The organism is Pseudomonas sp. CC6-YY-74, from assembly GCF_002025205.1.
Lineage (GTDB): Bacteria > Pseudomonadota > Gammaproteobacteria > Pseudomonadales > Pseudomonadaceae > Aquipseudomonas > Aquipseudomonas paeninsulae.
The window spans coordinates 5,009,548-5,032,368 of sequence record NZ_CP019947.1 but is presented as its reverse complement, the minus strand read 5'-3'; the positions used below and the strand labels follow the sequence as shown (position 1 = coordinate 5,032,368).

General features: G+C 62.3%; 22 protein-coding genes. 8 read left to right on the top strand and 14 right to left on the bottom strand.

Features of this window, described 5'->3' with window-relative positions:
• Positions 1-21 precede the first annotated feature (21 nt).
• On the bottom strand, positions 22-513 hold the full coding sequence (gene ilvN, locus B2D37_RS22875) for an acetolactate synthase small subunit (protein ID WP_079204842.1): 492 nt from the start codon (positions 511-513) through the stop codon (positions 22-24).
• Between the two features lie 2 nt (positions 514-515).
• Positions 516-2,240 carry an acetolactate synthase 3 large subunit gene (locus B2D37_RS22870; RefSeq protein ID WP_079205076.1) on the bottom strand — a complete coding sequence of 575 codons (1,725 nt, stop codon included), beginning with the start codon at positions 2,238-2,240 and terminating at the stop codon, positions 516-518.
• Positions 2,241-2,824: 584 nt separating this feature from the next.
• Here B2D37_RS22870 and B2D37_RS22865 point away from each other — a divergent pair.
• On the top strand, positions 2,825-3,259 hold the full coding sequence (locus B2D37_RS22865; protein ID WP_079204841.1) for a DUF4124 domain-containing protein: 435 nt from the start codon (positions 2,825-2,827) through the stop codon (positions 3,257-3,259).
• Between the two features lie 27 nt (positions 3,260-3,286).
• On the opposite strand, the gene B2D37_RS22860 is transcribed toward B2D37_RS22865, so the two are convergent.
• From B2D37_RS22860 to mrcB, 3 genes are read right to left on the bottom strand one after another with little or no spacing between them, the layout of a single operon-like run.
• Positions 3,287-3,616, bottom strand: coding sequence for a YqcC family protein (locus tag B2D37_RS22860; protein WP_079204840.1), 330 nt, complete (start codon positions 3,614-3,616; stop codon positions 3,287-3,289).
• Positions 3,616-4,338, bottom strand: a complete 723-nt coding sequence (locus B2D37_RS22855) for a M48 family metallopeptidase (protein WP_079204839.1) — start codon at positions 4,336-4,338, stop codon at positions 3,616-3,618. The genes B2D37_RS22860 and B2D37_RS22855 overlap by 1 nt, the downstream gene beginning before the upstream one ends.
• Positions 4,339-4,354: 16 nt before the next feature.
• A complete protein-coding gene (gene mrcB, locus B2D37_RS22850; protein WP_154067145.1) occupies positions 4,355-6,673 on the bottom strand; it encodes a penicillin-binding protein 1B in 2,319 nt (772 codons plus the stop codon).
• Positions 6,674-6,790: 117 nt separating this feature from the next.
• On the opposite strand from mrcB, the gene B2D37_RS22845 reads away from it, so the two are divergent.
• The 5 genes from B2D37_RS22845 to B2D37_RS22825 all read left to right on the top strand — a co-directional run bounded on the left by B2D37_RS22845 (position 6,791) and on the right by B2D37_RS22825 (position 10,752).
• Positions 6,791-8,353 (top strand): bifunctional aminoglycoside phosphotransferase/ATP-binding protein, encoded by a 1,563-nt coding sequence (locus B2D37_RS22845; protein WP_079204837.1) that lies wholly within the window; start codon positions 6,791-6,793, stop codon positions 8,351-8,353.
• Positions 8,354-8,438: 85 nt separating this feature from the next.
• Positions 8,439-8,783 (top strand): pentapeptide repeat-containing protein, encoded by a 345-nt coding sequence (locus tag B2D37_RS22840; protein ID WP_079204836.1) that lies wholly within the window; start codon positions 8,439-8,441, stop codon positions 8,781-8,783.
• A gap of 2 nt (positions 8,784-8,785) precedes the next feature.
• A complete protein-coding gene (locus tag B2D37_RS22835; RefSeq protein ID WP_079204835.1) occupies positions 8,786-9,535 on the top strand; it encodes a bifunctional 2-polyprenyl-6-hydroxyphenol methylase/3-demethylubiquinol 3-O-methyltransferase UbiG in 750 nt (249 codons plus the stop codon).
• 40 nt (positions 9,536-9,575) lie between these two features.
• Positions 9,576-9,848, top strand: coding sequence for a TfoX/Sxy family protein (locus B2D37_RS22830; protein ID WP_079204834.1), 273 nt, complete (start codon positions 9,576-9,578; stop codon positions 9,846-9,848).
• 106 nt (positions 9,849-9,954) lie between these two features.
• A complete protein-coding gene (locus B2D37_RS22825) occupies positions 9,955-10,752 on the top strand; it encodes a Crp/Fnr family transcriptional regulator (RefSeq protein ID WP_079204833.1) in 798 nt (265 codons plus the stop codon).
• Between the two features lie 379 nt (positions 10,753-11,131).
• On the opposite strand, the gene B2D37_RS22820 is transcribed toward B2D37_RS22825, so the two are convergent.
• The 7 genes from B2D37_RS22820 to B2D37_RS22790 form a co-directional block, all read right to left on the bottom strand.
• A complete protein-coding gene (locus B2D37_RS22820) occupies positions 11,132-13,276 on the bottom strand; it encodes an exonuclease domain-containing protein (RefSeq protein WP_079204832.1) in 2,145 nt (714 codons plus the stop codon).
• Between the two features lie 3 nt (positions 13,277-13,279).
• Entirely contained in the window at positions 13,280-13,651 is a 372-nt protein-coding gene (locus B2D37_RS22815) for a response regulator transcription factor (RefSeq protein ID WP_079204831.1), read from the bottom strand.
• Complete coding sequence (locus B2D37_RS22810) at positions 13,648-16,422, bottom strand: sensor histidine kinase (protein WP_079204830.1); 2,775 nt, start codon at positions 16,420-16,422, stop codon at positions 13,648-13,650. The genes B2D37_RS22815 and B2D37_RS22810 overlap by 4 nt, the downstream gene beginning before the upstream one ends.
• 13 nt (positions 16,423-16,435) lie before the next feature.
• Positions 16,436-16,636: a hypothetical protein gene (locus tag B2D37_RS22805; RefSeq protein ID WP_079204829.1), complete on the bottom strand. Its 201-nt coding sequence runs from the start codon at positions 16,634-16,636 to the stop codon at positions 16,436-16,438.
• A 104-nt stretch (positions 16,637-16,740) separates the two neighbouring features.
• On the bottom strand, positions 16,741-17,619 hold the full coding sequence (locus B2D37_RS22800; RefSeq protein ID WP_079204828.1) for a ChaN family lipoprotein: 879 nt from the start codon (positions 17,617-17,619) through the stop codon (positions 16,741-16,743).
• Positions 17,620-17,630: 11 nt separating this feature from the next.
• Positions 17,631-18,398, bottom strand: a complete 768-nt coding sequence (locus B2D37_RS22795; RefSeq protein WP_079204827.1) for a heme ABC transporter ATP-binding protein — start codon at positions 18,396-18,398, stop codon at positions 17,631-17,633.
• On the bottom strand, positions 18,398-19,435 hold the full coding sequence (locus B2D37_RS22790; RefSeq protein WP_079204826.1) for an iron ABC transporter permease: 1,038 nt from the start codon (positions 19,433-19,435) through the stop codon (positions 18,398-18,400). Before B2D37_RS22790 ends, B2D37_RS22795 begins: the two co-directional genes overlap by 1 nt.
• Positions 19,436-19,616: 181 nt before the next feature.
• On the opposite strand from B2D37_RS22790, the gene B2D37_RS22785 reads away from it, so the two are divergent.
• Positions 19,617-19,934, top strand: coding sequence for a Rieske (2Fe-2S) protein (locus B2D37_RS22785; RefSeq protein ID WP_079204825.1), 318 nt, complete (start codon positions 19,617-19,619; stop codon positions 19,932-19,934).
• 261 nt (positions 19,935-20,195) lie between these two features.
• Here the strand turns inward: B2D37_RS22785 and sfsA are convergent, their stop codons facing one another.
• Together sfsA and B2D37_RS22775 are read right to left on the bottom strand one after the other, a co-directional pair.
• Complete coding sequence (gene sfsA, locus B2D37_RS22780) at positions 20,196-20,903, bottom strand: DNA/RNA nuclease SfsA (protein WP_079204824.1); 708 nt, start codon at positions 20,901-20,903, stop codon at positions 20,196-20,198.
• Positions 20,893-22,074 carry a pyridoxal phosphate-dependent aminotransferase gene (locus B2D37_RS22775; protein WP_079204823.1) on the bottom strand — a complete coding sequence of 394 codons (1,182 nt, stop codon included), beginning with the start codon at positions 22,072-22,074 and terminating at the stop codon, positions 20,893-20,895. Before B2D37_RS22775 ends, sfsA begins: the two co-directional genes overlap by 11 nt.
• Before the next feature lie 195 nt (positions 22,075-22,269).
• Here B2D37_RS22775 and dksA point away from each other — a divergent pair, with 195 nt between their 5' ends.
• Positions 22,270-22,719, top strand: coding sequence for an RNA polymerase-binding protein DksA (gene dksA, locus B2D37_RS22770; protein WP_079204822.1), 450 nt, complete (start codon positions 22,270-22,272; stop codon positions 22,717-22,719).
• Positions 22,720-22,821: the final 102 nt, after the last annotated feature.

The following is a 22,821-nucleotide window of genomic DNA, read 5'->3' as shown; positions in this document are numbered from 1 at the left end:
CGAAGGCCGTTCACTAAAGATTTAGATGCTGAGTACTTTGTCGCCACGGGCGATACCCGTGACACCACTACGTACGGTTTCCAGGATCGAGGCGGCGCCTATCGCCTGGATAAAGCTGTCCAGCTTGTCGCTCGTGCCGGCCAGCTGAATGGTGTAGACACTGGTATTCACGTCAACAATCTGTCCGCGGAAGATGTCGGTGGTGCGCTTGACCTCGGCGCGCTGGGCGCCGGTCGCCTTGACCTTGACCAGCATCAGCTCGCGCTCGATGTGTGCGCTCTCCGAGAGATCTACCAACTTGACCACTTCGATCAGTTTGTTGAGGTTCTTGGTGATCTGCTCGATCACCTCATCGTGGCCTACCGTGGTCAACGTCAGACGCGACAAGGTCGGGTCTTCGGTAGGTGCCACAGTCAGACTTTCGATGTTGTAGTTGCGCTGCGAGAACAGACCGACCACACGGGACAATGCGCCTGGCTCGTTTTCCAGCAGCAGGGAAATAATGTGTCGCATGATTAGGTACGCTCCGTCTTGCTCAGCCACATATCGCGCATCGCACCGTCTTTGATATGCATCGGATAGACGTGCTCACTGGTGTCGACCTGAATATCGAGGAACACCAGACGATCTTTCAGCGCGAACGCCTCCTCCATCTTCGGTTTCAAGTCTTTCAGCTCGGTGATACGCATACCGACATGGCCATAGGCCTCCGCCAGTTTGACGAAGTCAGGCAGTGACTCCATGTAGGAATGCGAATGACGGCTGCCGTAGTTCATGTCCTGCCACTGACGCACCATGCCGAGGGCGCCATTGTTCAGGTTGACGATTTTCACCGGCAGATCGTACTGCAGACAGGTCGAAAGCTCCTGAATATTCATCTGGATACTGCCTTCGCCAGTCACGCAAGCTACGTCAGCGTCCGGAAAGCTGAGTTTGACCCCCATTGCTGCAGGGAAACCAAAACCCATGGTGCCCAGACCGCCGGAGTTGATCCAGCGATTGGGTTTGTTGAAGCGGTAGTACTGGGCTGCGAACATCTGGTGCTGACCCACGTCGGAAGTGACGAAGGCATCGCCATGAGTCACTTCACTGAGCGTCTCGATGACGGTTTGCGGCTTGATGATGCTGCCGTCACCCTTGTCGTAAGGGAACATGCCGCGACTGCCACGCCACTCCTCGATTTGCTTCCACCAGCTGGAGAGCGCCTCTTTGCTCGGCGTTTCGCCGATTTCCTTGAGAATCGCCACCATCTCGGTCAGTACGCTCTCAACTGGACCAACAATTGGAATGTCAGCCTTGATAGTCTTGGAGATCGAAGCCGGGTCGATGTCGATATGGATGATCTTGGCGTTCGGGCAGAACTTGCCTGCGCCGTTGATTACCCGATCATCGAAACGGGCGCCGACAGCGAGGATCACATCCGCATGATGCATGGCCAGGTTGGCGGTGTAGCTGCCGTGCATACCGAGCATGCCGAGGAATTGACGATCGGTACCTGGGTAGCCGCCCAAACCCATCAGGGTATTGGTCACCGGCAGGTTGAGCATTTGTGCCAGTTCGGTCAGCGGCGATGCTGCGCCGCCCATGATCACGCCACCACCCGCGTAGAGAATCGGCCGCTTGGCGCTCAGGAGCATTTCCGCTGCCTTGCGGATCTGACCGGAATGACCACGCAGTGCCGGACTGTAAGAGCGCAGCTTGACCTTCTTCGGGTAGACGTATTCGAATTTTTCCGCCGGATTGGTCATGTCCTTCGGAATATCCACGACAACCGGGCCGGGACGGCCGGATTGCGCCAGATAGAAGGCTTTTTTCATGACCTCTGGGATTTCCGAGGCGTGCTTGATCATGAAGCTGTGCTTCACGATCGGCCGGGAGATACCGATCATGTCGGTTTCCTGGAAGGCATCGGTCCCGACCATGTTGCTCGGCACCTGGCCAGATAGCACCACCATCGGAATGGAATCCATGTAGGCCGTGGCAATGCCGGTAATGGCGTTGGTCGCACCAGGCCCCGAGGTCACCAGCACCACACCGGCTTTACCGGTGGCACGGGCATAACCGTCAGCCATGTGCGTCGCCGCTTGCTCATGACGAACCAGGATGTGATTGACTTCAGGCTCCTTGAACAGGGCGTCATAGATATGCAGCAGGGCACCACCAGGGTAGCCATAGATATTCTTAACGCCTTCGTCACGCAAGAAGCGGACGACCATTTCAGCGCCGGATAAAAGCTCCACGTTGTTCACCTCTAAAACGCCAGAAACCGCCCAGAAGGAGGCGGTCTAAAATAGGTTTACTGCCAAGCAGAGCATGAGCGACGGTGGTCGCCGACTACGTCAGCTACTACTGAGCAAGTATTGGGAATACTCCAAAGTGTTGCGGAGTCTTCCCACCCAGCGCGAGGTAACGCGTTGCGGGTGAAACAGGTCGGCGCGGGTACGCGCCTCATGTCTGCTGAGCTAAAGCCTGCTTGCGGCGGACTCCACTACAGCGAACGTTGAATTGTTCTGATTCGACGGGGGCAAGTCAAGTAATCCGTGATGGATTCTGCAATCAGGTGCGTATTTTCAATGATCTATCGACCTGAGCCAGAGCCTGGTTTTGCCCGAAGCGAGGCTCAGCAACCTGATTTGTTTGCCATACGAGCGACGAGTAAGGCCGCTGCGCGCGCACTCAGATGTAGCACTTTGACTTCCACCCGCACAGCAGAGAGCAAATAGTTGCTCAGGCACCTACGTGCTGTGACACAGAGCAGGATGACGATTCAACCGTTTTGGTTATAGTAGCCACCAGGTATCGCCGCTCTTAAAAAGGAAACAGCATGCGCCATATGATCCTCACCAGCAGCTTGCTGCTCGCCCTGAGCGCAAGCGCCATGGCCAGCCAGGTATACAAATGGGTCGATGCACAAGGGGGCACTCATTTTGGCGCGCAGCCGCCACAGGGCCAGCAAGCCACGACCATCAATACCGCGGCCCCACCACCGAAGACTGCCGAGCCTGTAGCAACGCCAACTTTCGAGAGCATCGCCGACCCGGAGCAAGCCGCTGTCGATGAAAAAGTGAAGCAGGAAATCGCGACCCAGGAAGTAGAGCGCAAGAAATACTGCCAATCAGTACGTACCAATCTGGCACAGCTGGAAAACAACCCGCGGGTGCGCGTGGAAGTCGACGGCGAAGTACGCCGTCTGAACGAAGAGGAGCGTCAGCAGCGCATCAGCGAAGCCAAGCAGGCAATTGCCAAGAACTGCAAGTAAGCCCAGAACACTGGATAGGATGCGGCCTCAGGCCGCACCGCAAATCAGTTGATCGAACTCACCAAGTAACCTGATCAGAACTCGGGCCTGCGCACTGCGGCCGCCATAGACCTGCTCAGCCATTGGCTGAATGCCGCAAGCCTCTGGCAGCGTGGCACCACTCTCGAGCAGGTACTTCATGCGCGGCAGGAAAATCCACTGCAACCATTGCTCGAAAGCCAGCGTATCGACGCAAAAAGGTTGCTGACTGGCCAGCGCTTGGTCACTCGGAGGCTGATCGTCCCACCAGCCCTGCAACCGCAGTTCACGCTCGATCAGCAGCAACTGCTGGGCAATTGCAGGTACACGAGCATCCATCAGAGACTGACTCGCGCCCGCTCACGCGCCTGCGCCGCACCGACTGGATCGCCCTGACGCTCACGTGCCTGGGCAATCAGGTTCCATAAGCTGGCCTGCAGCGCTGGGCGGCCACTGGCATAACTCAGGCCACGACGGGCGAACTGCTCGGCCTGGGCCGCGTCGCCTTGGGCCAAACGCACTTCAGCTAGACGATAGAGCACTTGCGGCTCGCGTGGAGCAATACGCTGAGCACGTTCCAAACTAGACGCTGCACCATTCAAGTCACCACTACCCTGTTGCTGCTGGGCGGCGGTGAGCAATGCCAACACGGGACCGTCCAGTTGCTCATCGGCGGCCAAACCGCCAGAACTCGGAATACCGCTCGGCGTCGAAGGAGCAGGCACGCTGTTACCTCCACTCCCCAAGGGTTCGCCGGTGACAGGCGCAGTGCTGAAAGGCTGATTGCCCATAGCACCTCCTATCGGCGAGCCTGGTGCAGGAAAGGTCTGAATCGGCGCCGAACTGCCACCGGCACCCGGCACCATCACCATCACGCCGGAATCCTGCGGTTGGCTCTGCGGCGGCTGGGCAGTCGAACTGTCGGAACCACCCGTACCAGCTTGTTGCTTGCCATAGACCGAAGAACTGGAATCGACAACAGGGATGGAGCCGCGCTGCACACTGGCACAACCGCCCAGCACTACCGCGGCGGTTAAAGCAGGAATCAACCACTTAGTCACGTCACACCCTCTTCACTTAATCCAACCAACCACGTACCCAATCCATCACCGAATCGACCGGAGCCTGAATACCACAGGCCTGACCAGGGACAGGCTCACTGCCGCGAATATACGGCATCTGCACGGCATTCGGGCAGCTCGGATCAGAGCCCAGCCCGTTAGCGGCATTCACCCAGGCCTGGACAACGTTATCCGGTAGCGGCATATCCAGTGGCAGCGGATCGGCCTTGATCATGAAATCCGTCCAGACTTGCAAGGCACCACTCGCTCCAGTCAGCGGTGTCGGGCCATTATCATCGCGACCAAGCCAGACCACCGCCAACAGATCCTGACTGAAGCCAGCGAACCAGCTGTCGCGCGAATCATTACTGGTGCCGGTCTTACCAGCCAATGCCAGAGAGCTGGGCAAGCGGCTGTACACCGAACGTCCGGTGCCCTCTCGCATGGTGCGTTGCATGGCATTTTGCAACAGGTATATGGCCCCGGCATCGAAACGCTGCTGAATCTGGTAAGGGTAGCGTTTGAGCGGCTCACCGTCGGCAGTCAGTACGCTACGGATACCACGCAAGGGTGTGTTGAAGCCGCCATTGGCCACGGTCTGATACATGCCCGCCACCTCCATCGGAGTCAGCGCGCCAGCACCCAGCAACATCGACGGATAGGCCGGCCATTTACGCGCAACCCCCAGACGTTCAAGAGTTTTGAGTACATTCGGCACACCCAGTTCCAGCCCCAGCTTGGCACTGGACAAGTTGTAGGAATGGACCAGGCCCTGGTACAGGTAAACGGTGCCGTGAGACTTACGGTCATAGTTTTGCGGGCTCCAAACTTGGCCGTCCTGCCCCTTGACCGAGAAGGGTTGATCCTCCAGAAAACTGGTCAAGGTGTACTGACTAGGGCGCTCCAATGCAGCCAGATAGATCGCCGGTTTGACCAAGGAGCCGATCGGTCTTAGCGCATCCAGGGCGCGATTGAAGCCGGCATAACCTGGCTGGCGACTGCCAATAAGCACCTGTACTTCGCCTGTTTCCGGGTTAGTCACGACCATTCCGGCTTCAACCTGGTCCACCCCCTTGCGGCCGGATAGACGTTTCAGCGAATCGGCCAGGGCACTTTCGGCCTTGAGCTGGAGAATCGGGTCAAAGCTGGTGAAAATACGCAGCCCTTCTTCGGTCAAATCCTCATCGCGGTAATCCTCACGCAACTGGCGTTTAACCAGATCGAGGAACGCCGGGTACGAGCTATCGGCCATGCTGCCGCGCTGGGTCACGCCGAGCGGCTTCTGCTTGGCCGCAACGGCCTGCTCGAGCGTTACCACGCCCTGCTGGAGCAGCACATCAAGCACCAGATTACGCCGCGCCAGGGCGCGCTCGGGATTGCGCCGCGGGTTGTAATAGGTTGGGCCCTTGACCATGCCGACCAGCAAAGCCACCTGTTCGAGTTTCAACTCGGACAGCGGCTGACTGAAGAAGTACTGACTGGCCAACCCGAAACCATGCACCGCGCGTGCGCCGTCCTGGCCCAGAAAAACCTCGTTGAGATAGGCCTCGAGAATATCCTGCTTGTCGTAATGCAGTTCGAGCAGCACCGCCATCATGGCCTCGGTGGCCTTGCGGATCAGACTGCGTTCATTGGTCAGGTAAAAATTCTTCACCAGCTGTTGCGTCAGGGTGCTGCCGCCCTGGACAACCTGCCCGGCCGTGGCGTTGACCCAGACGGCGCGGGCAATCGACTTGGGCGACACCCCGAAGTGATTGAAAAACTCGCGATCTTCGACCGCTACCAGGGTTTCCACCAGATAGGGCGGCACCTGCTCCAGTTTGATCAGCAAGCGGTCTTCCCGATGCGCCGGATACAAACCGCCGATCAACATCGGCTCCAGACGCGCCACAGCAAGGTTGCTGCCATTGGCCTGGCTCAGGCCGGCGACGTAATCGCCGGAAAAGCGCACACGTACCTGCTGTGACGGCTCACGACTTTCATAGAATTGGAAACCGCGCGTATGCAATTCGAGGTTATTTCCGGCTACCGACACGGCGCCCGGACCATTGCCCGCACTCTCCCGGCGATAACCGAGGGCATCGAGCTCCTGGAGAAAGTCGCTTTTGGTCAGTTTCTGGCCGACGAACAGCTCCAGCGGCCGGGCATAGACCTTGGCGGGCACGGTCCAGCGCTTGCCGGAAAATTTCTCCTGCACCACAGCATCGAGATAAACCGCAAAGCCGGCGAACACCACCAAGCCGACCAGACCAAGCTTGATAGCCCAGCCCAACCAGGGGCGCATGCCACGCGAGCGGCGCTTTGAACGAGAACGAGGAGATCGGGTACGAGTCATGGCGCGGCATTATACGCACTTTGCCAAGGACAAGCAGGAGCAGTCCGGCGGTTTGCACAGCGGCTCTCAGCGGCCATAATGCCCGCCTCTTATTTGTTTGAAAGCCAAGGATCGCCCATGAGCCAAGCTCTGATTGCCGCCCTGCAGAACCCGGCCCTATATCCCCATCCGGTAGAGGCTTTCCAGGTCATCGAGACGCATATTTCCTGGGTAGTGTTGACCGGCCCCTACGCCTACAAGATCAAGAAACCGGTGAATTTCGGCTTCCTCGACTTCAGCGAACTGGCCGCTCGCGAACACTTCTGCAAGGAAGAGTTGCGCCTCAACCAGCGCCTCACCCAAGACCTGTATCTGGACGTTTTGCCGATCAGTGGCAGTACCGAAGCACCGCAACTGGGTGGCGATGGCCCGGTCATCGAGTACGCCCTGAAAATGCGCCAGTTCCCTCAGGACCAGTTGCTCGCAGAAGTGCAGGCGCGCGGCGAGCTGAGCGAGGCGCATGTCGATGCGCTGGCCGAACAGATCGCCCAGTTCCACCTCGACGCGCCACGGGTAGCCCAGGCCCATGAACTGGGTTCCCCAGACGCGGTCATGGCGCCAGTCAGACAGAATTTCGAACAGACCCGCCCACTGCTCTCGGACAAGGCCGACCTGCAACAACTCGATGCCTTGCAAGCCTGGGCTGAAAGCAGTTTCGTACGGCTCGAGCCACTACTGGCGCGGCGCAAGGCCGAAGGTTTCATTCGCGAATGCCATGGCGACATCCACCTGGGCAACGTCACCCAGCTCGACGGTCAGGTCGTACTGTTCGACTGCATCGAATTCAACGAACCATTCCGTCTGATCGACATCGCCTCGGACGCCGCCTTCCTCGCCATGGATCTGGAAGATCGTGGCCTCAAGGCCTTCTCCCGACGCTTTGTCAGCGCCTGGCTGGAGCGCACCGGCGACTATGCCGCACTTGAATTGCTGAACTTCTACAAGGCCTACCGCGCCATGGTGCGCGGCAAAGTCAGCCTGTTCCGCCTCGGCCAGGAGACCGATGCGGTCCAGCGCGCAGTGATCCTGCGCCAATACCGCCGCTATGCCACTCTGGCGGAGAGCTACAGCGCGATCCCCTCGCGCTTGCTGGCTATCACCCACGGGGTTTCCGCCGTTGGCAAGAGCCACGTGGCCATGCGCCTGGTCGAAGCTCTGGGGGCCATTCGCTTGCGTTCGGATGTCGAGCGCAAGCGCCTGTTCGGCGAGCAGAACACTGCCGACAAAGACCAATTGAGCGCCGGCATCTACAACCAGGATGCCAGTGCGGCCACCTACCAACGCCTGCATCAACTGGCCGATGCCGCGCTGCATGCCGGCTTCCCGGTGGTGATCGATGCCACCTACCTCAAGCAGGCACAACGCCAGGCGGCGGGCCAGATTGCCGAAGACACCGGCGTTCCCTTCCTGATTCTCGACTGCAACGCCCCCGACGCGGTGATCGCCAGTTGGCTGGCACTGCGCCAGGACGCGGCCCAAGATCCATCCGACGCGACTATGGACGTGATCAAAGCCCAGCAAGCCAACCGCGAAGCACTCTCCCAAGACGAGCTCATCCTCAGCACGCGGGTCGACACCCATGAAAGCGCCAGCCTGGACAGCCTGATAGCGCGCATTCGTCAGCACCTGCCCGGCCTGTAAGCGCAGCGGTACCGAAAAAACCGCGACGGGCAAAGCGCGTCGCGGCTTCTATACTGGCAGGGAACCCACCACGGACGACCCGCCCATGAGCCAGCCCTGTCAGCTCGATAGCCCGCTCTACCACCTGCTGCACAATGAAGACATTGCCGGCTTCAATGCCCAGAAGCCCAAGGATGGTGAGGTAGACCTGTGCAATGGCGACTTTCGCGGGCTTGACTTGCGCGCTATCGACGCCAAGCGGATTAACTTCAGCCATGCCTACTTCCGCGGTACTGATCTACGCGGGCTTGATCTGCGCGAGGCACTACTTGAAGGCGCCAGCCTGGCCCATGCACAGATTTCCGGAGCCTACTTCCCCGCCGACCTGAGTGCCGACGAGATCCTCATGTCGGTTAATTTCGGCACGCGCCTGCGCTACCGCACGCGATGATCATGAGCGAAATTGCCCAACTGTTCGGCGCCCGTGCCGGCGCCTACGCCAGTTTCCGACCACACTACCCGGCAACCCTGTTCGACTGGCTGGCCAGCCACTGCCCCGAACGGCAACGCGCCCTGGACATCGCCTGCGGCAATGGCCAGGCCAGCGTGCCATTGCGTCAGCACTTTGCCCACGTCCTGGCCTGCGATGCCAGCATCGAGCAACTGCGGGCCGCCGCAACGCCAGACGGCATCACCCTGTTCGCCGCCAACGCCGAAGCCCAACCCCTGATCAGCGCCAGCCTCGATTTGATCGTGGTCGCCCAGGCTTTGCACTGGTTCGCCACCCCGGCTTTCTTCGCCGAAGTCACCCGGCTGCTCAAGCCCGGCGGCCTGTTCGGCGCCTGGTGTTACGGCTTGGTGCGCATAACCCGTCCATTGGATGAGCTGATCGACGACTTTTACCGGGGCACTCTGAAGGGCTGTTGGCCGCCCGGACGCGCCAGTGTCGACAGTGGCTACTGTGATATCCAGATGCCCTTCCCGCCCCTCGAACCACCAGCGCTGGCCATCGAAGCACGCTGGAGTTTTGCCCAGCTGACCGGCTATCTGCGCACCTGGTCGGCCGTGCAGTACTGGGAGCGCCAACAAGGCCGCGACCCGGTCAGCGAACTGGAGCCTGCGCTACTCAGCGCCTGGGGCGATATCAAACAGCCACGCTTTGTCCGCTGGCCACTACACTTGCGGGTAGGCATCGCGCACTGAGTGTTTGTTCAACTGCTCGCAAACAGCGCAAGGGGGCTGGATGAATGACGAATTGCAACATTTGAAGAACCTTGGCAAAACCTCCGCACAGTGGTTGCATGCCGTCGGCATCCACAGCGCCAACGATCTGCGCAGGCTGGGGGCGGTCGACGCCTACCGCGCCGTCCGTGCGCGCGGCTTCCGCGCCTCCAAGGTTTTGCTCTACGCCATTGAGGGCGCCTTGCTCGATGTGCACTGGAGCGAATTACCACCCGCCCACAAAGCCGAATTGAATGGTCAACTCAATGCTTGTCCGGCGCACAACAAGAGCTAGCTCACAACCTCTACGCAGAATGATTTACCTGTGACCTGGCAGCGCTTATTGTCTCAGGGACGTTCGTGCGCTTTAGCCAGACTAGCCAGTTCAAGGAATTACGTTCATGTATTTACTCGGGGAGCAACCGGCTTACGCCGACCAACTGATCAACCGACTGCAAAGCATCCCCACCCAGCTCCTGGAAGGCCTGGTACCCAGTGGGCCCGCCCTGCAGCTGGAACGAGCCGAGGATCTGGCTCAAGAGCTGCCAGAGAACCAGCTGTTCATTATCGAGAACGGCTTGCTGCATGCCCTAGTCGACGAACGCCCGCTGTTCTACCTGCAGGAAGGCGATCTGGTTGGCCTGCGCCAGGGTATCGATCTACCCAGCTGCCGCTACAGCAGTGAAGAACCGCTCAGCCTGATCCCCTATTCACGCAGTGAAGTGTTCAAGCACATCTATGTCAGCGAGCCGCGCCAGGAGCTGTTCATCCAGTACCTGATCGGCCACACCGCCCTGCTCTCTGACGCCCTGGCGCGCCTCAAACAACCGGAAATTCGCCCCGCGACCGGCTTCCAGCACTTCGCCGCCGGTGAGGAATTGATCCACCAAGGCGATGCCGCCGATCATGTGTTCATCATCATCGAAGGCCACGCCACGGCCTATGTCGACGGTCACAAGGTCGGTGACGTGCAGAAAGACGAGATCTTCGGCGCCATGGCCGTCTTCACCCGCGAAAAGCGCAGCGCCACTGTGCTGGCCAACGAACCTTGCACGGTGATGGTAATCCCCAAGGAACAGTTCCTCAGCCTGATGCAGAGCAACCCACGCATTGCCCACAGCCTGATAGAAAGCATGGCACGGCGGATCGACCTGCTAAACAAGGAAGTAACCCAGCTGCGCCTGCCCGCAACTGCCTGACAGCCAGTCGTGCGTCGCACTCACAAGCCCGGCCATGTGCCGGGTTTGCTGTTTTTGGCCAAGTCTTGGCGACCCACGGGAATTAGTTTGGCGAAGACGATTGACTTGTAAATGATAATCGCTATTATTAGCAACAGCTGGTCGCGAGATCAGCCGGTAAGCTCAAGAGACCTTCAGTCGGCCTCTTCAGATTATCTCCTCATCAGGCTAATCACGGTTTTGACCCGGCTTTTGCCGGGTCTTTTTTTGCCCTGAAGAAAGTGTTCGCCACCCCACCGTCCAGCGCCTAGGTGAGGCTGTGCGGCCTACCCAACCGAGTACAGAACCTTTTAGGCCGCCATGTTGAGCTTCGCGCAGTTCAGCCCAACTACGCCATCGCTCAATATTCGAGCTTGGCGTAGAGCGTCTTGCGTGACGCCTCGCGTGCCTGCTTGAGGGTGTGGATGCCGCGCTCGGCCAGCAAGGGGATTAGCTTGAGGAACACCTCGCCCGTGACCATGGCATCGCCCAACGCGGTATGCCGGCCAACCACGTGCACACCGAGGCGCGCAGCGATCTGCTCCAGCCGATGCTCGTCGGCGGCATGTCCAGGATGCACCAGGGCGGACAGCAGCAGGGTATCGAGTACGGGCTGGATAAAGCGGATACCGGTCTGCGCCTCCTTGAGTTGCAGGAAGCGCATGTCGAAGGCGGCGTTGTGGGCCACCAGCACCGTATCTTCGGCAAAGCGCTGAAACAACGGCAGCACCTCGCCGATGCTCGGCTGCCCCGCCAGCATCTGTGCCGAGAGGCCATGTATCAGCTGTGATTCGCGCGGGATCGCTCGGTGCGGGTCGATCAGCTGCTCGAAGCATTCCTGCATCAGCAGACGGCCGTTGACGATACGCGCCGCACCGATCGAGATGATTTCGTCACCCTCGGAGGGCGCCAGGCCAGTGGTTTCGGTGTCGAACACGGTATAGGCCAATTCGCGCAACGGCAGTTCGTCGAGTTCGGGGGTCTGCCCCGGCTGGCTGAACAGGTCGAAGTCGTAATACACCGGGCGCCCCTGCACCCTGGCGGGTAGCGGCGCCTGTGCTTGCGGCTGGCTCACCGGCAACTGCAGATACAGGCGATTGTCACCGCTGAGCGCATCGGACTGGCACCAGAGTTCACCGCCGTGCCGCTCCAGCACCTCCTTGAGGGTGCACGCGGCGGCATCGTCTTCGGCAAGCGGGCTGCACGACCGCTGCTCCCACTCATGCAACTGCTGGGGCTCGAGCGCCGCCCCGCTCCAGCGCAGGGCCAGACGCACGAAACGGCCTTCGACGGCCAGTTCGAACGTCACCTCGCGAATCCCCAGAGTGGCGACCATCGCGCCCATCAACTGAGTCAGCGCCTGCACCAGGGAATAACTGTCCAGGCTCAACCAGAGCGACTCGTCGCCGCCCTGGTAACGGGCGGCGACACCAAGGGTGGCGGCAAAATTACGCTGCAGGGCAAGCAGCAGGTCGGTCGCCAGCATGTCCTCCAGCGGCCACTGTGGGCGCAGCAGGTCGGCATGCTGGCTCAGTGTCTGCTCGAGGTGCTGGGAAAGCCGCTGCGCCTCATCGCTGATCACCTTGCCGAAGCGTTGACGGTGTTCGGCATCCATCTGCGGGTATTGCTCGACGGTTTCCGCCGCCGCGCGGATATTGCCCAACGCCGCCCGGGTGCCTTCGGTAAGTTGCTGCAACAGCGCATCGCGGCGACTGTTGAGTTCGACCGAGCGGGTGATGTCATCGAGGATCAGGACGAAACCGATCAGCCCGCCCTGCTGATCCAGCACCGGCGCCATCTGTGCCCGCAGCAGATGGGCACCACGTGCCGTGACGAAATGCGCCACCGGGCTGGGATTGTCCTGCTGCAGATGTTGCCTGACCCGTTCCAGGGCATGCACGATCAGGCGCTGGTCGAGAATGCCGAAGATCGAGCGGCCCAACCCGACCGGCGCACCGGCCGGGCCTCCGGCGTCCGGTTCCAGCAACAGGCTGGCACTGCTGTTGTAGAGCAGGATGCGGCCCTCGCGATTACACACCAGCACGCTTTGTTCGAGTTCCGACATCAGCGCGGCCAGGCGATTCTTCTCCTGTTCGAGACGGGCATTGGCCTCCTCGATACGCACCGCCACCTCGCGCTGCAGTGCGCAGTGCGCCTCGGCAAAGGCATTCAGGGCAGCGCCCAGCCGCCGCATGTCGCGGCTGCCAGTGAGGGCCACGCGGTGCGCGGGGTTGACCCGGTGGATGATGCCGACTTCCTCGCTCAGGCGGATCACCACCTCGGGGTAGGCCGCCAGCCACAGGCGCAGGAGCACGCCGAACGGGATCAGCAGCAGCCCGGAGAGCACCACCAGCAGCGCGCCACGCCCGGCCATCAGCGAGAGCACGGCGGCACGCTCCTGACTGTTCAGGTCGGCCCACAGCAACCCCCCGGCGAGCGCCAGCAAACTGCCGAGCAGCAGACTGAGGATGGCCAGCCAGAAGGCGAAGCGCAGACGTGGACTCATCGGTTACTCGACCGCCAGCTGCGCGCCGATCTGCGCCAGCAACTCCTGGGTCGAGAACGGCTTGGTGATGTAGGCATTGGCCCCCAGCGCCAGGCCCTTACTGATCTCGACCTCGCGGCCCTTGGCCGTCAACATGACAACGCGCATGTGCTGCCAATCCGGATTCTCGCGGATCTTCTGGCACACATCGAAACCGCTCAGGCGCGGCAGCATCACATCGAGCAGCACCAGGTCTGGTGGCTGCCGCTCAATGGCCTCCAGGGCCTCCTGACCGTCGTGCGCCACCAGCACCTGATAGCCGGCCTGTTCGAGGAGGAACTCCAGTGAGATGACGATGTTCGGCTCGTCGTCGGCGATTAATACGGTTTTGCTCATACGCCATACTCCGTCTCGCGGCCTGCGTCTGACGCGGTCGCATTCGCCTGCCCCAAGGGCAGGGTAAAGGAAAAGGTCGCCCCCTGTCCGCGCGCACTCTGCACCCACAGCCGGCCGCCGAAGTGCTCGATGATCTGCCGACTGATCGGCAGCCCCAGACCGGTGCCCTGCGGCTTCTCGGTGAGGTTGTCACCGGCCTGGCGAAACTTCTCGAAGATGGTCTGCTGATCGGCCGGATCGATACCGCAGCCGTTGTCGCGCACGTCCACCTGCAACGCCTCGGGTAGCACCTGCACAGTGATGCCGATGCGCCCCGCCTCGCGGTCGCAGAACTTCACCGCATTGGCGATCAGATTGAGCAGCACCTGCAGCAGGCGATCGCGGTCGCCCAGCACCGGCGGAATCTGCGCCGGCAGCTCGAGGCGCAGCTCCACGCCCTGCTCCTGCAACAGCTGGCTGGTGCTGGCCTGGGCATCCTCGATCACTTCTTGCAGATCGAGCGCGCTGGTGTGCCATTCGGCACGCCCCGACTCGAGCTTGGCCAGGTCCAGCACCTGGTTGATCATCCGCGTCAGGCGCTCGCTCTCCTTGACGATGATGCCGACGAAACGCGCGCGCTGCGCCGGGTCCAGCTCGGGGTTGTCGTTGAGAATCTCGGAGAAGGCGCGGATCGAGGTCAGCGGCGTACGCAGTTCGTGGGTCACGGTGGAGATGAAGTCGTCCTTCAAGCGGTCGAGTTCCTGCAGCCGCGCATTGGCCGCGCGCAGTTCGCCGGTGGCGACTTCAAGCGCGTGCGACTGCTGCTCCAGGCGGCGGCTGTAGGCGATCACCTGCGAGGCTTCGTCGAGGATGCCGAGCACCTCGTCCATGCCCAGCGGCTCCTCCTGCACCACCGAGGCCAGCATCACCCGCGCCGAAGCGGTGCCAATCGCGCCCGCCAGTTGTTGCTCGGCGAAGTGCACCAGATCGGCATCCGGCACCAGCTCGGCACTCGACGCCAGGCCGCGCTGCGCCGCGTAGCCGGCGAAGGCCTCGCGGGCCCGCGGCGGACCGAGGAAGCGCCCGACCAAGGCAATCACCTCCGTCACCGAGGCGCTGCCGCGCCACAGGCTGGAACCGCGCCCGGCGACCTTGAAGGCATCGACGAACAGCAGCGCCTGAGCATGCTCGCGGCTGCTCTGCTGACCGAACAGCGACACGCCGACATAGGCGCCGAGATTGGCCAACATACTCCAGAACAACGAATGACCGATCTCGTCCAGCCCCTCCAGGCCGAACAGCGCCAGCGGCTTGAGCCAGGCAATAGCGAACGGCCCCTGCTCGATGAAACTCAGCGGCAACCAACCGGACTTGGCAAACGCCGGCAACAGCAGGGTGTACAGCCACAACAGAAAGCCCAACGACAGCCCACTCAGGGCGCCGGCGCGGGTGCCCTGCTTCCAGTACATGCCACCGAGCATCGCCGGGGCGAACTGCGCCACCGCGGCGAACGACACCAGGCCGATCGAGACCAGCGCGTAAGCCTCGCCCGCCGCGCGGTAATACACATAACCGAGCAGCATCAACAACAGGATGGCGCCACGGCGGATGCCCAGCAGCAAGCCCGAGAGATCCGTGCGCTGCGCCAGGCCGAGGACCTTCCAGCGCAGCAGCAGCGGCATCGCCAGGTCGTTGCAGATCATCGTCGACAGCGCGATGGTCTCGACGATGACCATGCCGGTGGCGGCCGACAGCCCACCGACGAACACCAGCAGCGCCAACGACTCCTGGCGCAGGGCCATGGGCAGAGTGAGGACGAAGGTATCGGCATCCACCGTGCCGGCGGGGAAATGCATCAAGCCGGCGAAGGTGATCGGTAGGACGAAGATATTGATCGCCAGCATGTACAGCGGAAATAGCCAGATGGCCTTGGCCACGTGGTTCTCGTTGACGTTCTCGACCACGCTGATCTGGAACTGGCGCGGCAGAAACAGGATCGACAGCATCGACAGAAAGATCAACGAACCCCAGGAGCCATAAGTCCCGGCAGGACCGCCGAGGGTCAGCAACTGGTCGACATCGGGCAAGCGCGCGGCCTGTTCGAACACGTCGGCGAAGCCATGGTAGAGGCCGAAAGTGACGTACAGGCCGACCGCCAGAAAAGCCAGCAGCTTGACCAGCGACTCGAACGCGATAGCCGCCACCATGCCTTCGTGGCGCTCGGTCGCATCGAGGTGACGGGTGCCGAACAGGATGGTGAAGATCGCCAGCAGCAGCGCCACATAGAGCGCGGTGTCCTGCAGGGGGCCGAGCGCCTGGCCCTGGCTCGGCATCTGAATCGTCGGGTACTGCCAGAGAATCAGAAAGCTGCTGGACACCGCCTTGAGCTGCAGGGCGATATAGGGAATCACCCCGACCACCGCGATCAGCGTGACCAGGCCGCCGAGCAGCGCGCTCTTGCCATAGCGCGCGGCGATGAAGTCGGCGATCGAGGTGATGCGATTGGCCTTGCTGATGCGGATCATCTTTCGCAGCACCAGCCAGAACAGCGCCGCCATCAGGGTTGGACCGAGGTAGATCGGCAGAAAACCGACGCCACTGACCGCCGCCCGACCAACGCTGCCGTAGAAGGTCCAGGAGGTGGCGTACACCGCCATCGACAGCGCATAGATATACGGATTGGCGATGATCGAGCGGCCAGCATCGGCGCGTTTGTCACCCCAGTAGGCGATAGCGAAGAGGATGCCCAGGTAGGCGCAGGAGGTCAGCAGGATCAGGCCACCGAGCGGCATGGGCAGCGTCTCCTCATCGGCTCGAGCACTCGACGACCAGGATCATCGCGACAATCAGTAGGGCCCAGGCCACGAACAGGTAGGCAAACAGCCGCGGAATACCGAACACCTCGCCGCCGCTATCGAACAGCGCGAGCAACGGATAGCTGAACAGCAGACAACCCAGCATGAACAATGCCACCAGCCGCTGGGCCCGCAGTGTGCGATTGGCCATAGCCCGTACCTCCTGAGGCTAAGTGTGGCCGATTATTCACCCGGCGCACTGCGCGACCTTGGTAGGGGCAGGTTTTGCCAGCGACGCTAACAGGGTGCGCAGCCTTAGCCGGCGAAATCGGCGCAGTAGTCCCGCTCCGGCAACGCCGGGGTGTACCAGACGAAGTCGGCTTCTGCGGCGCTGACCGGCGTGCCCACTTCAGCCAAGATCAGGACCAGACTGGCCGCCTTATCGCCCAGGTCGCTCAGGTGCAAGGGCACGCCCAGATCACGGCGCACATGATAGGCGCCAGCCAGCAGCAGACTTGGCGGCGGTGCTGCCAACAGTGCCTCGGCCATGCGGCGGTCACGCTGCTGCTGCACGGCGAGCATGGCCGGCATCTGGCTTTCCGGTAACTGGTCGCAATGGGAGACGCGGATCTGCCTTAGCAGCGCCTCCTGCACGCTTTGTGCGGTCGAGGCCGAGCCACTCAATGCCGGCCGCTGACGATAAATCTGCAACACATCCGAGCGCTGCAGATTGGCCGCCAGCATGGGGTAAGGCTGAGCCAGGGCGTGCTGCACGATCGGCCTGTACAGCAACCAATCCCAGCCCCGCTGCCAGGCCAATGCCGCCGGAAGGTCGGCGACCTGCTGCCCGGCGGCCAACCGTGCGCGCACGGTGTCGACCTTGCCCTGCTGATCCGCCGTGAGCATTTCCAGCAGCAGGCTGCCTTGCGCGCGCCGCGCCGCCAACGCCTGCAACAACCAGAGCTGCAAGGCATGGTGATCGGGATTGTCGTGCCGCTCGCCGACCAGCACGTGCGGCGCCGGCGCCAGGCGCGCGAGCAGTTGTTGCGGGGTCAGGCGCTGGCCGCTGCGCAGTTCGACGATCTGTCCCAATTCGGCATGCTCGCGTCCTTCCGGGCTTTGCCAGGCCGGTAGCGCCGGCAAGGACGCCTGGCAGCCCGCCAGAAAAAATAACAATAGGCCGGCAATACGCATGGACACTCCTTTTAACGCGCGACTATCAGCGGATGACCGCGTTCAGGATGGCGCTGCACCAACACTTCCAGGCCGAATACCGCCTGCAGTGGTTCGGCGCGCAGGACCTGCTCCGGGCTGCCCAGCGCATGCGGGCGACCGCGATCGAGCAACAGCAAACGGTCGCAGTAACGCGCGGCCAGGTTCAGGTCATGCAGGATCACCAGCACCGCCGCGCCCCGTTCGGCAAAGGCCTGGGTGGCTTGCAGGGTGGTGTGCTGGTGCAAGGGATCGAGCATCGAGGTCGGTTCGTCGAGCAACAGGATCTGCCCCTCGCCACCCGGCCAGAGTTGCGCCAAGACCCGCGCCAGGTGCACGCGCTGGCGCTCGCCGCCGGACAAGGCCAGGTAGCTGCGCCCGGCCAGGTGGACGGCATCTGCCGCCTGCAGCGCTTCGCCGATGATCTGCGCATCACGCAGGTGACCGCTGGCATGGGGCAGCCGGCCCATGGCCACGACCTCCTCGACGCGGAAGGAAAAATTCAGCGTCGAGGTTTGGGGCAACACCGCCAGCCGCCGGGCGCGCTCGGCGCCCGGCCAGTCACCGAGGTGGCGTTGATCAAGCCATACCCGGCCGTGCGACGGGCTCAACTCGCCGCAGAGCGCACCGAGCAAGGTGCTCTTGCCGGCGCCATTGGGGCCGAGCACACCGAGCACTTCGCCGGGGCGCAGCTCCAGGTCGATATCCGTCAATACGCTACGGGAACCGCGCTGCACCGCCAGATTTTCCGCTCGCAGCATCAGGCACGCCCTCGCAGCAATAGATAGAGAAAGAACGGCGCGCCAATCAACGCGGTGACAATGCCGATCGGCAGTTCCGCCGGCGCCAGCAGCAGCCGCGCGGCCAGATCGGCGAACAGCAGCAGGCTGGCGCCCGCCAGTGCCGAGGCCGGCAGCAGCACGCGGTGATCCGGGCCGACCAGCAAACGCATCAGATGCGGCACCACCAGGCCGATAAAACCGATCATTCCCGCCGCCGCCACTGCGGCGCCGACACCGAGGGCGGTGCAGAACACCAGCTCGCGCTTGACCCGCTCCACGGCAAATCCGAGGTGGCGCGCTTCCGACTCGCCGAGCAACAAGGCATTCAGCGCCCTGGCCCGCCGCGGCAACCACAGCGCCACCGCCAGGGTGACTAACAGCAACGGCCACAGCCGCGCATAGCTGGCGCCGTTGAGGCTGCCCAGGTTCCAGAAGGTCAGGGTGCGCAGCGTGGCGTCATCCGCCAGGTAGGTGAACAGGCCAATGGCCGCGCCCGCCAACGCGGTCAGGGCGATGCCGGCCAGGAGCATGGTCGCCACGCTGGTCTCACCGTCGCGGCGACCCAGGCGATAGACCAGGGCAGTCACCCCGAGGCCGCCGACAAAGGCGCAAAACGACAACAGGTAAGGCGCGAAGACCTCCGGCAGGCCGCCCAGCGCCGCGCCGCCGACAATTGCGACCGCCGCGCCCAATGCCGCGCCGCTGGAGACGCCGACCAGGCCGGGATCGGCCAACGGATTGCGGAACAGGCCCTGCATCGCCACCCCGCACAGCGCCAGCACCGCCCCGACGGTCAGGCCCAGCAGGGTGCGCGGCATGCGGATCTGCCCGAGGATCAATTCGGCCTGCTCCAGCTCGACACCACCCACAGACATGCCGAGCAGGCGCAGCGCCGCCTGCAGGGTATCGGCCAGCGGCAGGCTGACCGGCCCCAGCGCCAGGGATAACCAGAGCGCGAGCGCCAGCAACAGGCCCAGCGCGATATACAGTGAGCGCGGCTGAATGACAGGATTCATGGCGTGGGCTGGGCTTCTGCGGTCAAAGAGTGGCTGGCAGGATAAGAGGCTGTGGCGCAGGCCGCCAGTCAATCCAACCCGACTGGACATTTCAGCCGCCAGTTTTTCTGCGCCTGCGGGCGGACTGCGCTTGGCAAGCCAGCGCAGTCCGGGATAATGCCCGCCTACTCTGGAGATGCCGATGATGCGTTTATGCGCCCCGAATGAGCTGGCCGAAGGTCAGAGCCGGGGCTTCGTGATTGACGGCGAAAAGCTGTTTGCCGTGCGCAAGGACGGCCAGGTATTCGCCTACCGTAACCGCTGCCCGCACAAGGGTATCCCCCTGGAATGGCTGCCAGACCAGTTTCTCGACCACAGCGCCAGCCTGATCCAGTGCGCCACCCACGGCGCACTGTTTCTCATCGACTCGGGCGAGTGCGTTGCCGGCCCCTGCGCCGGGCAATCGCTGCACGCGCTGAGCTGCGAGGAAAACCACCAAGGGATCTGGATCGAGGCGTAAACCGAGTGCTGATGTGCAAGCCTGTCTGGACGTATACGGAGCATGGGCCAGGCCCCTACGCAACACCTGGCCCACGGCTGACGCGCGCAGTCTTGTGGGAGGGGCTTCAGCCGCGATAGAAAAAGCGTCGCTGCTGAAGCCCCGTCCACAAAGCCCCATCCGCTACAACACCTTGTCGAACACCTGCGAACCATGCTGGCAACCCGGATGCAAGCGGGGAGACACCCAACGGCCGATAACCCAGCGCGCCCCCCTCTGGCTTTACAACTGCACTTCGAGCCGACGTACCAGGCGGATTTCCTGCGGGGTGATCTGGGCGCCATAGGCCAGCACCTCGACGCCGGCACTGACCGCTTCACGCAGGGCCGCGGCGTAGGCCGGGTCGATCTCCTCGGCCGGGCGCACCGCATCGATCTCCGTCAAGTTGACGCAATACAGCTGCACGGCCCGAATCCCCGCTCGCGCCAGCGTCGCCAATTCACGCAGGTGCTTGGCGCCGCGCTCGGTGCGCGCATCGGGAAAAGCCGCCACCCGGCTATCGGCATAGCCCAGGGTCACGCTTTTGACTTCGACGAAAGCGGCGCCGTGCGGGTAATCCAGGCGGAAATCGATGCGACTGCGCTCCTGGCCATAGGGCACTTCGCGCTTCAAGGCGCTGAAGCCGGCCAGTTCAGTGATCAGCCCGCCACGCAGCGCCTCTTCGACCAGGCCATTGGCGCGTGCGGTATTGATCACCGCCAGGCGACCATGCGGCGTTTCGCCGATTTCCCAGGTGCCCGGCAGCTTGCGCTTTGGATCATTGGTGCGGCTGAACCAGACCCGCGCGCCGTCACTCATGCAGTTGAGCATCGAGCCGGTGTTGGGACAATGAATGCACAGCAGCTCGCCATCCGCAGTTTCGATATCGGCCAGAAAGCGTTTGTAACGACGCAGCAGTCGGCCCTGCTCCAGCGGCGGCTCAAAGCGCATCGGGCCGCCAGCTTTTCAGGCCACGGGCAATCCGCTCGACGGCCTGCTGCAGGCGCGGCAGATCCTGGGTGTAGGAGAAGCGCACATGCTGGCTGGCCAGGTGACGACCGAAATCCAGCCCCGGGGTGAAGGCCACATGCTCGGTCTCCAGGAAGTGCTGGCAGAAGGCGAAAGCATCGCCGCCGAAGGCGCTGATGTCGGCATATAGATAGAAGGCGCCTTCGGGCTCAACGGCAATCTTGAAGCCCAGCTCGCGCAACGCCGGCAGCAAAAAATCGCGGCGGCGGGCGAATTCATGCCGGCGCTGCTCGAGAATCTCCAGGGTCGACGCCTCAAAACAGGCCAGCGCGGCATGCTGGGCCATGCTCGGTGCGCTGATATAGAGGTTCTGCGCCAGCTTCTCCAGATCGGCCACCGCCGCCGGCGGTGCCACCAGCCAACCGAGACGCCAGCCGGTCATGCCGAAGTATTTGGAGAAGCTGTTGAGCACGAAGGCCTCGTCGTCCACTTCCAGCACGCTGCTGGCGTCCACGCCATAGGTCAGGCCGTGATAGATCTCGTCGACCACCAGATGGCCACCGCGTTCTTTCAGCGCCCGGGACAGCCCGGCCAACTCCTCGCGGGACAGCAGCGTACCGGTCGGGTTGGCTGGCGAGGCCACCAGCGCGCCGACGCTGTCCTTGTCCCAATAGCGTGCGACCAGATCCGCGGTCAGTTGATAACGCACCTCCGGACCCACCGGAACAAGCTGCGCGGCGCCTTCGACCAGGCGTAGGAAATGCCGGTTGCACGGATAGCCCGGATCGGCCAGCAGCCAATGCTTACCCGGATCGACCAACAGACTGGTGGCCAATAACAATGCACCGGAGCCACCCGGGGTAATCAAAATCCGCTCAGGGTCTATGCTCAGTCGATAACGTTGCGCGTAGAAGCCGGCAATCGCTTCACGCAGGGCCGGTATGCCTCGCGCAGCGGTATAGCGGGTATGCCCGGCTGCCAGGGCGGCCTGGCCGGCAGCGACGATCGGCGCGGCCGTGGTGAAGTCCGGCTCACCGATCTCCAGATGGATGACATCGACACCGGCGGCTTGCAACTGGTTGGCGCGAGCCAGCAAGGCCATGACATGAAAGGGTTCGATGGCGCGGCTGCGCGCACTGTAGGACGGGGCCATGGACCTGCCTTGATAGAGGTTGAGGCGCGGATTCTACCTAAGCCTTGAGTGAAACGGCAGCAACCAAGACAACCGGGAGTAGCGCTGCGGGTGTTGTTCTGGTAAGTTCGCCCGCTTGCAGCCGCAGGGCCGAGCATTTCCGGCAATGGATAACATCCTGCGCAGTGGATTAGAGAGAGTGAGAGGCGGTCATCCATGCCCACCAAAGCAAAAGAAAAAGCAAAAAGCAGCCAACTGATTCGTGGCTTCGAACCCTATAAAGAAGTAAAGGGCGAGGAGTACATGGGTGATCCTATGCGCGTCCACTTCACCGGCATCCTCAACAAGTGGAAGCTGGAGTTGATGCAGGAAGTCGACCGTACCGTGCACCACATGCAGGACGAGGCGGCCAACTTCCCCGATCCAGCCGACCGCGCCAGCCAGGAAGAAGAATTCAGCCTGGAACTGCGTGCTCGTGATCGTGAGCGCAAGCTGATCAAGAAGATCGACGAAACGCTGCAACTGATCGACGACAACGATTACGGCTGGTGCGACTCATGCGGCGTCGAGATCGGCATCCGCCGACTGGAAGCCCGCCCCACCGCCACCTTGTGTATCGATTGCAAGACCCTGGCGGAAATCAAAGAAAAACAGGTCGGTTCCTGATCTGACCCACGGGGCGCTTCGGCGCCCCGTGTTGTTTCTGCTCCTGCGCTACCCCGATCTGCCCCAGTGGCAACGGCCGGCCGGCGTCCGCCTCAGCTGCAA

What these genes read in the sequence shown, in the direction of transcription:
- ilvN (WP_079204842.1), bottom strand. Translation starts at nt 513, where the DNA reads ATGCGACACATTATTTCCCTGCTGCTGGAAAACGAGCCAGGCGCATTG.
- B2D37_RS22865 (WP_079204841.1), top strand. Translation starts at nt 2,825, where the DNA reads ATGCGCCATATGATCCTCACCAGCAGCTTGCTGCTCGCCCTGAGCGCA.
- B2D37_RS22860 (WP_079204840.1), bottom strand. Translation starts at nt 3,616, where the DNA reads ATGGATGCTCGTGTACCTGCAATTGCCCAGCAGTTGCTGCTGATCGAG.
- mrcB (WP_154067145.1), bottom strand. Translation starts at nt 6,673, where the DNA reads ATGACTCGTACCCGATCTCCTCGTTCTCGTTCAAAGCGCCGCTCGCGT.
- B2D37_RS22845 (WP_079204837.1), top strand. Translation starts at nt 6,791, where the DNA reads ATGAGCCAAGCTCTGATTGCCGCCCTGCAGAACCCGGCCCTATATCCC.
- B2D37_RS22840 (WP_079204836.1), top strand. Translation starts at nt 8,439, where the DNA reads ATGAGCCAGCCCTGTCAGCTCGATAGCCCGCTCTACCACCTGCTGCAC.
- B2D37_RS22835 (WP_079204835.1), top strand. Translation starts at nt 8,786, where the DNA reads ATGAGCGAAATTGCCCAACTGTTCGGCGCCCGTGCCGGCGCCTACGCC.
- B2D37_RS22830 (WP_079204834.1), top strand. Translation starts at nt 9,576, where the DNA reads ATGAATGACGAATTGCAACATTTGAAGAACCTTGGCAAAACCTCCGCA.
- B2D37_RS22825 (WP_079204833.1), top strand. Translation starts at nt 9,955, where the DNA reads ATGTATTTACTCGGGGAGCAACCGGCTTACGCCGACCAACTGATCAAC.
- B2D37_RS22820 (WP_079204832.1), bottom strand. Translation starts at nt 13,276, where the DNA reads ATGAGTCCACGTCTGCGCTTCGCCTTCTGGCTGGCCATCCTCAGTCTG.
- B2D37_RS22815 (WP_079204831.1), bottom strand. Translation starts at nt 13,651, where the DNA reads ATGAGCAAAACCGTATTAATCGCCGACGACGAGCCGAACATCGTCATC.
- B2D37_RS22810 (WP_079204830.1), bottom strand. Translation starts at nt 16,422, where the DNA reads ATGCCGCTCGGTGGCCTGATCCTGCTGACCTCCTGCGCCTACCTGGGC.
- B2D37_RS22805 (WP_079204829.1), bottom strand. Translation starts at nt 16,636, where the DNA reads ATGGCCAATCGCACACTGCGGGCCCAGCGGCTGGTGGCATTGTTCATG.
- B2D37_RS22800 (WP_079204828.1), bottom strand. Translation starts at nt 17,619, where the DNA reads ATGCGTATTGCCGGCCTATTGTTATTTTTTCTGGCGGGCTGCCAGGCG.
- B2D37_RS22795 (WP_079204827.1), bottom strand. Translation starts at nt 18,398, where the DNA reads ATGCTGCGAGCGGAAAATCTGGCGGTGCAGCGCGGTTCCCGTAGCGTA.
- B2D37_RS22790 (WP_079204826.1), bottom strand. Translation starts at nt 19,435, where the DNA reads ATGAATCCTGTCATTCAGCCGCGCTCACTGTATATCGCGCTGGGCCTG.
- B2D37_RS22785 (WP_079204825.1), top strand. Translation starts at nt 19,617, where the DNA reads ATGATGCGTTTATGCGCCCCGAATGAGCTGGCCGAAGGTCAGAGCCGG.
- sfsA (WP_079204824.1), bottom strand. Translation starts at nt 20,903, where the DNA reads ATGCGCTTTGAGCCGCCGCTGGAGCAGGGCCGACTGCTGCGTCGTTAC.
- B2D37_RS22775 (WP_079204823.1), bottom strand. Translation starts at nt 22,074, where the DNA reads ATGGCCCCGTCCTACAGTGCGCGCAGCCGCGCCATCGAACCCTTTCAT.
- dksA (WP_079204822.1), top strand. Translation starts at nt 22,270, where the DNA reads ATGCCCACCAAAGCAAAAGAAAAAGCAAAAAGCAGCCAACTGATTCGT.